Source organism: Acinetobacter sp. AOR34_HL, assembly GCF_027854795.1.
Classification (GTDB): Bacteria; Pseudomonadota; Gammaproteobacteria; order Pseudomonadales; family Moraxellaceae; genus Acinetobacter; species Acinetobacter junii.
Window position 1 is genome coordinate 75,032 of the sequence record NZ_JAKTID010000045.1, and the last position, 9,377, is coordinate 84,408.

Sequence of the window (9,377 nt, forward strand, 5' to 3'; positions counted from 1 at the left end):
CCTGATTTTTTAACCTTTGAATAGGTTTTGTTTAAGATTATTAAAGTTGTGGACCAATAAAAAAGTGTAAACGAATTGGATTATTGTCGTTGGATATACCAGAAGCGACATCCAGTCGAATTGGACCAATTGGTGAGCGCCAACGTATACCAACACCTATACTATATTCTGTAGGGTTGCTAAATTGTTTATCATAAGCATTACCAAAATCGGAAAATATGGCTGCTCGCCAACCATCTTTAAATTGATAATTATATTCAAATGAGCCAACAGCTAGGGCTTGACCACCAATTTTATAGCCATCTTCTTCAGGTGATAAGCTTTTATAGTCAAAACCACGTAATGATTGATCACCACCTGTAAAGAATCTTAAATTATAAGGAACTTTATTGAAATCATCGGTAAAAATATAACTAGCATCGCCACGACCTACAAACTGATGGTCTTCATTTTCACCTAATGAATAAATAAATCGCCATCCAGCAGTTAAAATAGCCATGTTAGCATCAGATAATAAGGATTCTGATCCCAATTCGACTTTATAAGTTTGCTTAAATCCTTTTGTCGGATTTAACCGAGAGTTTGCATTCGTTTTCGATGCCTCATAACCGAATAACAATGACTCTTGTTCTGAATCAATACCTGAAACTTTAAATGCATCAGGTAATTCGTCAACATTGACATCACCTTTTTTTGTTAATCGATCTAGACGATAACGAAAACCCATCGTATGTTGCCAATCACCAAGAGGATTCTTAATGATTCGCTCTCCACCTATAACTGCTGATTCAACCAATAGATTTATATCAGGACCAATATCATCACGTTCTTCACGCTCATAACCACCAACTAAGTTAATGTAATCGTTGAGTGGATGTTTATATGGAATACTATAACGACCATCGATTGATTGACGAATTTGTGAAAGTTCAATATTGGCATCAAATGCATGGCCATATTTATTTACGATTGCACGTCTGTATTGACTACGAATACGGGCACCCGTATCAGTTCCGTAACCAATACCTGTCTCTAAGCTATTCAATCGATCTGCATTTAAAGTCACGACTACAGGAATTTTTTTCTCAATACGAGTTTGTTGTTCTAATTTTTGACGTTCTTCCTCTTCATCATCATGGTCATGAGCAAGTGGCATAGCTCTAGCCAAAGCATATGGCTGAGCAGCTTGCCCCCCAGAGAACTGGGATTCATCAACTACATCTTGTGTAACCTCTTGAGAGGATGTGACTTTCTGCCTAGCTAAATCTGCTTTTTGTTGACTATTTAATAACTGAGATTCTTGAATACGTTGCTGATCGACTAAAGCTTGCAAATCAGGAGGAAGCTCTAAAGGTGGTTGAATTGGATCAGGCTTAATTGTGTCAACCAAGGTATAGTTAAAATATCGTGTATTCGTTAAGTTATTTGCTAATAGATTCACACGCCAAAAAGCATAATCATCACCCTCTTTCCAAGGTGCCAAACTGTCTAAAACTTTTTGAGTGAGTGGTAAAGGCTTACTTGGATCACTCATGCGATATTCAACTTTCTTCAGTTTATATCGCTCGCCTGTTTCATATTTTAAATTAATATCTGCAATTTTTTTTGGTTGACTAATCTTCACATCATGGAGTCGCCAGTATGCATCGAAGAAGCCATTATCTGTAGCAGTATTAACAATTTTGCTTTTTGTCTCTTCATATTTTCCATGATTAAAAATATCTTTTTCATCTTGGATCGGAACTAAGCGAATAACTTGAAACTGAGGTAAATTTTCACCTGCTCCAGTAAAGTCTATATTTTGCTTGTTGATAATTACAGGTTCATTTGGTGTAACATTGACTTTAACTTTACTTTCACTGACTTTTTCAAACTTAAACTCTGCATTGTAATATCCTACAGCTTGAGCTGCTTGATTTGATAATGCACGTAATTGAGGTAAAGCTGCTGCAAAATCATCAAATGATTCTTGCGTAAAACTCGAAAGTTTCGCTTTGATATTTGCTGCCAATTCAGGTGGCGCACCGGATACATCTGCACTAATACGAGGAACTTTGTCCGTATTTAAAATATTTTCTGGTTTGAATCGATTAATAATTTTCTTAAAAAATCCAACTTTTTCAGGTGCTGGTTCAGATTTAGCTTGGAAGTCAGCTAATGTTCTCCCAGTTTCATTTGCTTCTACAACAATCTTACTATCAGCCTGAATTTCCTGCATTAATTGATTGATGTTTACAGGTGCTTTTGTTATTTCTGTCAGTTCTGCTTGAGAAACATCATTGACTGTGGTTTGTGTGGCATTTGCTCGATAGTTTTTAGCTTCATTTTTAGCTTCTTCTGCAACACGATAGATTTCGTTTGCCATGTTCTGATCAACTGAGACTACTGGCAAATCCTCTAGATTTTCATCGAACTGTATAGGTTTTAATTCTTCAATTTGATTGATTGTTTGTTCTTGTTGTTTTAATGCAGCGAGACTATCTAATTCTGAAACAGTTACAGTCGATGGCTCTACTTTTGCCGACACATTCACATCAGCCGATGCTAGAGTTTGTAATGTTTGATCAGAAGATGATGGTGTCTCTATTGAATTAATTTTAGACATATCAGCAATTTGCTCTTGAGCACAAGCAACTGATATAAAAGAACTAATTATAAAACTACTACAAATAAGTTTAGGAAATCCCTGCATTTTAAATATTAAATGCATAGAATGAACCAGTGTTGACTGTTTAAACTTATCTTTAGATGGCATGTGAAACTCTAAACTTATTTTTAATTTATCTTTTTTTGATGGGTGAAAATTTCTTCAAATCTTTGATTTTCATCCAATCAAACATTGAAAGTATCATACATGCATTTTCTAGTATTTTTACAGTAAGTCACATTTTTTTATAAAACACAATGAAGTGAACACATGATGAAACAAGATGACCACTTAATGACATCACGTCGGTTTGTCCCGATGTTTTTCACTCAATTTTTTGGGGCACTGAATGATAATGTATATAAACAAGCACTTCTTTTGGTCATAACTTATGGGTGGATCCAACAACAAAGCGCACCGATTAGCACTTTAAATAATTTAGCTGCCTTGCTATTCATCTTACCCTATTTCTTCTTCTCTGCTACAGCAGGACAAATCGCGGATAAATACGAACGTTCACAACTAATTCGTTTTATTAAAATCCTTGAAATCGTGATCATGTTGATTGGTACAGCAGGTTTCTTACTCGGAAACTTATGGCTTTTGCTTTTTGCTTTATTTTTAATGGGCACACATTCGACCTGTTTCGGTCCCATCAAATATGCGATTTTGCCTGAAATATTAAAACCAAATGAGTTAATGTCAGGAAACGCACTGTTTCAATCTGGAACCTCTATCGCAATTTTACTTGGCATGATCTTAGGTGGTGCTGTTATTGCATCTTCAGAAGGTAATTTATTGTGGATTAGTGTCACAGTTGTTACGATTGCCTGCTTAGGCTATTTAAGCAGTCGCTTTATTCTTCCGCAAAAGATTGCATCTCCTGATTTAAAAATTGATTGGAATTTTATTAGAACCAGTTTTCAGACATTGAGTTATGTAAAAAAAATTCCTGTTGTATTCATGATTCTACTTGGAAACTCTTGGTATTGGTTTTATGGTGCGACGTACCTCACTCAAATCCCCCAACTCACTCAACAAAATCTTCATGCATCTGAAAATGTCGTAAGCTTATTACTCACTTTCTTTTCGGTTGGAATCGGTGTCGGCTCATTACTGTGCCGTAAGATCGGTGGCAGTGACATCAATATCAAGATGGTTCCTTATGGCGCAATTGGTTTGACTGTATTTGCACTTTACTTAGCTGCAAGTCTTGCATTTGTACCTGAACGCACTGGTGAACTTCTTAATTTAAAAGATATGTTTACTCAAGGTTTGGTTTACTACCACGTCATGATCGCTGTAACGCTACTTGGAATTAGTGGTGGATTTTATATCGTTCCTCTATATGCCATGATGCAGGCGTATTCACCACGTTCACATCGTGCTCGTGTCGTTGCTGCAAACAATATTCTAAATGCTGTTTTCATGGTCAGTTCAGCAATTTTTTCAATTTTAATCTTAAGCATTTTAAAAATTGATATTAAAATCTTATTTATCATCACAGCCGTTTTAAGTGCTTTTTTCTCAATTTGGTTATTGAAGCGCTTACAACCTCTGTTAGCGAATGCTCCCCATACTCTAGAGGATTAATATATGCGTCATTACACAGGTCTCGATAAGATGATCAATTCATTTGACCAAGCATTACGCAGCTTAGTTCCTGGTGCTACGACATCACAACGCAACAATCCTGCAGAAGAAACCCCTTCACAGTTATGTGTTAGCGATGCTCGTCATGTTGCGGGATTAATGCGTGTTAATCATAGCGGAGAAGTCTGCGCTCAAGCGCTTTATCATGGACAAGCACTGACAGCAAAGCTTCCACATGTTAAACAAGAAATGCAACTAGCAGCACTAGAAGAACAAGACCACTTAGCATGGTGTGAAGATCGTTTAAAAGAATTAGACAGTCATACCAGCATTTTAAATCCGATTTGGTATGGTTTATCTTATGGTATGGGTGCAATTGCAGGCATTGCAGGTGATAAATATAGCTTAGGGTTTGTTGCTGAAACAGAACGTCAAGTCAGCCAGCACTTACAAGAGCATATACAGCAGCTTCCAGCTCATGATGAACGTTCACGTAAAATTTTAGAACAAATGAATGAAGATGAATTGCATCATCGCGAAACAGCATTAAATGCTGGCGGCGTAGAACTTCCTGTGCCTGTTAAAATCACGATGACAGCCATCTCAAAATTGATGACTAAAACAAGTTATTACCTTTAAAATTTGTGTAATACTGGGAGTTGCGATGATGTAACTCCCTACACTTCATTAAAATAGTACTAATTATTGCAAAACAATTTTTCCTTTATCTTTTGAGTAACGATCATACCAGAAACTTTCAGATCCTTTTTCCTGATCCGTGAAAATCGTGTAATTAATTTTTCCCTGCCTAAAAGTTAATTGACCTTTTTTCTTAATTGCAATGACTCGATAATCATTCACCCATACTCGCTCTTTATCATCAATTTTGATACGAGCAAGTATCTTCCCATCCGTTCTTTCAGCGATCCACTGTGGTTCAATACTTCTTTTACCTTCCAGTGCATCCTGTGTATTATTTTCTACAAATCCTGCTTTTATATTCTCTTGCTTAGATTTTCTTATATCACAACCTTGCAATTCACTCAGCTGAGTACAACCTGATTGTTCTAATTGGTGTCTATATTTTTCATCAATTGCAAAAGCTTGATTGGTGATCAAGATACTCGGAAGAATTGACAAAACAAGAAGTATATTTCTCATATTATTACCGTTTAAAAGCTTATAAGAGTTATTCAAACACTGATAAACTCAACATGTATGTATCACAATTCTTGAATCAAAAAATAAAACCCATTTATTCAATGGGTTCTATTTATATACCAAGTTTTCTTGAATGAATTACTGTAATCCGCGCTCAGCTTTGAATCGCTCGAGATTTCTTACTGCATCTTGATAACGATACTGAACTCTACTGCTATTTAAACGCAAATCATATAAACGCTTTTTGTAATCATCCCGATCTTTTACTGATAAATCTTTACGCTCTAATTCTTTTAAATAATAACTCATATCTGTCTGTGAACGTTCAAACTCAGAATTAGCTTGGTAGTATTCATGTGCGACTTGATAATATGTACGTAATGAATCACGTTTTTCAATCGGACAAACACGATAATCACCACGTCCTTCCAAAGCTTCATCAAAGATTGTCTCTGGACGGCAATAAAAATTTAATCCTTTCTGATAACCCTTTTCATATAAGTTCTGATTAGGAGTAATGTTTGCTTTTTGGCACGAAGAATAATATTGATCAAGTCTAGATTCACGACCTGCCGAACCGTCTTTCTCACCAACATTAAACCAATTTGCAGTTTTACATTGCTCAACACTCATTGCTGCGCAGCCAGAAAGCAAAAATGACAATGTTGTAAGCAGGAAAATGACTTTCATAAATGAGTCCTTTTATTATCGTAATCTTTAAAATTATATTTTGATGACTGGATATTGTAGCTTGTCATCATAATTTAATGCTTCATGCTGCCACAATTCAAGCAATGGAATTTTAACATCATTTGCTAATGGTAATTTTTTAGGATTGAATTGCATATGCTCTAAATCTTTCCCCCAAGCAATAACGTCTATGTCCAAGCTAATATAATGAGATGGACGAACACGACCTGATTGAGTTTCAAGATTCTTTAGAATATCCAAGACTTCATCCACAGTCAGCTCACTTTTTAATAAGCATGCTGAATTCCAATAGTCTGCACCTACGGCATCTCTACAAGGAATTTGATAAATCGCTGAAAATTCCACTTTTCCTAATTGCGCAAGCTGAGCATATGCAAAAGTGAAATTCTGCTGCTGTTGAACATTACTCGCCAGTGCGAGCGCAAAAATCGTTTCTGTTGCGTTCAAGGCGAATTCCTACTGCATTGGCTTGTGCAATAATTGCGGGTTTACGAATTGTTATAATAATTGACTCAATCGAGGGAAATACTAAAAATAATTTTTCAAGAACTAACTGTGCTGCATGCTCTATTAACTTAGGTTTTGCTTGTTGAATCACTTGAGCAGCTAGTTCACATATTTGTGCATAGTTTAATGTATCGTCTAGCTCATCAGATTGTGCAGCCTGATTAAGATCATTATGAATGGTTAGATCTAACATTAAAGGTTGAATGATTTGGCGCTCCCAATTGAAACACCCTATTACCGTATCAACTTTTAATCCTTCTATAATAATGGCATCCATAATGACCCAATAAACTGATAATTTAATTAATGCTTTAGAAATGAAGCAGGTTCAATATTGTGAACCATTTTCAAACGTTGGTCAGCATAAATATCAGTATAAGGCGCTAAAACTCGCATAAAACGATCAAAATATAACATTTGTTTGAATAACAAAGCGAAGTCACGCGGGAATTTGATGCCATGACGCTCACCAACCCCAATCATATCCATCATGATGTCATTCAAATCAGCAGGGTTAGAACTTAAAATTTCTTGAGGGTCTGCTAGTAGCACACCACTAAATAGACGTTCTAAATCATCAGCTAAGACTTGAGTATCGATCTTATGATGCGTCATCCCCATCTTAAGCATATTTTCAGCCATCGCAGCGTAATTGGTATGCTGTAAAGCATCCATAAATGCCATGCAAGCCGTCCATACTTCAGGCTTTAGTTGACCTACAATCCCAAAATCGATGAAACCAACACGACCATCTTCAAGCAACATTAAATTTCCAGCATGTAAATCAGCATGGAAACTCTTACATAGCATTAAACTACCAAACCACGTATTCATCGCTGTAATTAATACTTGAGTTGGATCTTTAGCGTATTTTTTTACCACATCAAAATCAGTCAAAGATACGCCATATAAACGTTGCATCGTTAAAACACGGCGCGTTGAAAACTGATGATAAACTTTTGGCGCTGTTGCAGCTTGATTGCCCGAAACATTGAGATACTGTACAAAGTCATCCAAGTTTTGTGCTTCTTCAATAAAATCCACTTCACGTACCATGCGTGTTTTGATTTCATCTACTATTTCAGATAATGACGCAAATTTAATTTTTGGAACTGCACGCTCTAATAGCTTAGTCGCCCAATGTACGACGTTTAAGTCAGTATAAAGAATGGTTTCAACACCTGGTTTTTGTACTTTTAGTACAACATCTTCACCTGTCACAAGTTTTGCAGCATGCACCTGAGCAATAGAAGCTGAAGCTAATGGTTTTTCATCAATGAAACTAAAAATTTCATTCAAGTTTTTACCTTCAAACTCTTGTGCAAGTACTTCTTGGATATAGCTAAACGGTAAAGTTGGTGTTTGGTCTAAGCACCCTTGGAATTCCTCGACATATTCACGAGGAAATAGTGATGGTGTACTTGCAATAAACTGACCCAATTTAATATATGTAGAACCTAGCGACTCAAATGTCTCACGCATTAGTTTTGCATTGCTTGGCTTCTCAGTTGCATATTTCACACCTGCCTGTGCAGCAACAATCACTGTTTCACCTATCCGTGCAACAGAACGCAATCCATCAAATAAGATATTTCTTTTCATAATCTTTCATTGCCTCATAGATGGCATTAGTTTAGCAAATTTCAGAAACTTTACTGTTTAAGTTGCCCGACAAACTGGACAATTTGCATCTTTTTCAAATTTAAGAATACGTTGCGATAAATTTAAACCATTCCAGAGTAATAGCTTTTGCTTCAGTGGTGTTAATCCCAAGCCTAGAAATAGCAATGTGTGATGTGCTTGTAATGACGCTATCATTACAGGAGTTGTTCCTAACACGCCTGACTCTGCACAACGCATACCCTCATTTGCGTGATCTTCTTTAGGAAATAGACATTCATAACAAGCAGAATCTGACTCCACCATGAACATTTGTCCTTCAAATCCGATTGCAGAAGCGCTAATTAGAGGGACTTGATATTTCTTACAGATCGCATTGGCTAAATAACGTGTCGTAAAGTTATCACACCCATCCAACACTACATCTTGATGCTGTATTAAATCATCAGCATTCGTTTCATCAAATCGTATGTTTTTATAGCTAACATGTATGTGCGGATTAATCACTTGTAAGTGTTTTGCTAATATTTCGGCTTTGTAGCGACCGATATGATTTGGAGTAAACGCAATTTGACGTTGTAAATTACTCATTTCAATTGTATCAGCATCTACAATCGTGATTTTTCCAACGCCTGCTCGTGCGAGTAGCTCCGCACTAGTACACCCTATTCCACCAGCTCCAATAATCAGGACATTTGCTAATTTTAATTTTTCTTGAGCTTCAATATCCCAACCATCAAGTAAGATTTGACGACTATAAAGATGCATTTCATCATTAGTTAATTCAAATTCGTTTTCTGGATGAATTGACACACTGATTCTCTTGCTAGCTCTAAAGACTTTAGATTTTAAGTATATGAATGTGCTAATGGAAGATAATTTTTTCCATACATACATTTTAACTTTGACTATATCTAGGTTTTAAACCAATATTGTAGGCACTCTTTAACAGCATAATAAAATCAATTACTTATGAATTAAGATTAAAACTTTAGTTATTTTATTTTTTAGAAATAACTCTATGTTTTATTTTGAAATTTTAACTGGACTGCTCCCAGTATCCTAGACATGAGACCGCCTCATTTTGAAGCTGTCTCAAATGCTTCTGGGCTCATCCCATCGAGATGCGAATGACGCC

9 protein-coding genes are annotated in these 9,377 nt (G+C 36.1%); 2 read left to right on the forward strand and 7 right to left on the reverse strand.

Translation table 11 applies throughout. The features are described 5' to 3' along the window. Window positions 1–40: 40 nt before the first annotated feature. The gene (locus MKL32_RS07980) at window positions 41–2,755 is read right to left on the reverse strand and encodes an autotransporter assembly complex protein TamA (RefSeq protein WP_004911742.1); all 2,715 of its coding nucleotides are present in this window, start codon (window positions 2,753–2,755) and stop codon (window positions 41–43) included. Window positions 2,756–2,917: 162 nt separating this feature from the next. On the opposite strand from MKL32_RS07980, the gene MKL32_RS07985 reads away from it, so the two are divergent. Then, a complete protein-coding gene (locus tag MKL32_RS07985; protein ID WP_004953941.1) occupies window positions 2,918–4,240 on the forward strand; it encodes an MFS transporter in 1,323 nt (440 codons plus the stop codon). A gap of 3 nt (window positions 4,241–4,243) precedes the next feature. Continuing rightward, entirely contained in the window at window positions 4,244–4,879 is a 636-nt protein-coding gene (gene coq7, locus MKL32_RS07990; protein WP_270900378.1) for a 2-polyprenyl-3-methyl-6-methoxy-1,4-benzoquinone monooxygenase, read from the forward strand. A 63-nt stretch (window positions 4,880–4,942) separates the two neighbouring features. Here coq7 and MKL32_RS07995 read toward each other — a convergent pair whose 3' ends face one another. The 6 genes from MKL32_RS07995 to MKL32_RS08020 all read right to left on the reverse strand — a co-directional run bounded on the left by MKL32_RS07995 (window position 4,943) and on the right by MKL32_RS08020 (window position 9,007). Then, entirely contained in the window at window positions 4,943–5,401 is a 459-nt protein-coding gene (locus MKL32_RS07995) for a hypothetical protein (RefSeq protein WP_270900379.1), read from the reverse strand. A gap of 138 nt (window positions 5,402–5,539) precedes the next feature. Next, complete coding sequence (locus MKL32_RS08000; protein WP_130576251.1) at window positions 5,540–6,091, reverse strand: DUF2799 domain-containing protein; 552 nt, start codon at window positions 6,089–6,091, stop codon at window positions 5,540–5,542. Window positions 6,092–6,124: 33 nt separating this feature from the next. After that, the gene (locus MKL32_RS08005) at window positions 6,125–6,559 is read right to left on the reverse strand and encodes a 2-amino-4-hydroxy-6-hydroxymethyldihydropteridine diphosphokinase (RefSeq protein WP_004911752.1); all 435 of its coding nucleotides are present in this window, start codon (window positions 6,557–6,559) and stop codon (window positions 6,125–6,127) included. Then, window positions 6,516–6,896: a dihydroneopterin aldolase gene (gene folB, locus MKL32_RS08010; protein ID WP_004911755.1), complete on the reverse strand. Its 381-nt coding sequence runs from the start codon at window positions 6,894–6,896 to the stop codon at window positions 6,516–6,518. Before folB ends, MKL32_RS08005 begins: the two co-directional genes overlap by 44 nt. A 26-nt stretch (window positions 6,897–6,922) precedes the next feature. Beyond that, complete coding sequence (locus MKL32_RS08015; RefSeq protein ID WP_042892714.1) at window positions 6,923–8,221, reverse strand: ABC1 kinase family protein; 1,299 nt, start codon at window positions 8,219–8,221, stop codon at window positions 6,923–6,925. A gap of 57 nt (window positions 8,222–8,278) precedes the next feature. Continuing rightward, a complete protein-coding gene (locus MKL32_RS08020) occupies window positions 8,279–9,007 on the reverse strand; it encodes a HesA/MoeB/ThiF family protein (protein WP_270900381.1) in 729 nt (242 codons plus the stop codon). Between the last annotated feature and the right edge of the window lie 370 nt (window positions 9,008–9,377).

Bases quoted from the DNA above. Each gene is read 5' to 3' on its own strand.
- MKL32_RS07985 (WP_004953941.1), top strand. From the start codon at position 2,918: ATGATGAAACAAGATGACCACTTAATGACATCACGTCGGTTTGTCCCG.
- coq7 (WP_270900378.1), top strand. From the start codon at position 4,244: ATGCGTCATTACACAGGTCTCGATAAGATGATCAATTCATTTGACCAA.
- MKL32_RS08020 (WP_270900381.1), bottom strand. From the start codon at position 9,007: ATGCATCTTTATAGTCGTCAAATCTTACTTGATGGTTGGGATATTGAA.
- MKL32_RS07995 (WP_270900379.1), bottom strand. From the start codon at position 5,401: ATGAGAAATATACTTCTTGTTTTGTCAATTCTTCCGAGTATCTTGATC.
- MKL32_RS08015 (WP_042892714.1), bottom strand. From the start codon at position 8,221: ATGAAAAGAAATATCTTATTTGATGGATTGCGTTCTGTTGCACGGATA.
- MKL32_RS08000 (WP_130576251.1), bottom strand. From the start codon at position 6,091: ATGAAAGTCATTTTCCTGCTTACAACATTGTCATTTTTGCTTTCTGGC.
- folB (WP_004911755.1), bottom strand. From the start codon at position 6,896: ATGGATGCCATTATTATAGAAGGATTAAAAGTTGATACGGTAATAGGG.
- MKL32_RS07980 (WP_004911742.1), bottom strand. From the start codon at position 2,755: ATGCCATCTAAAGATAAGTTTAAACAGTCAACACTGGTTCATTCTATG.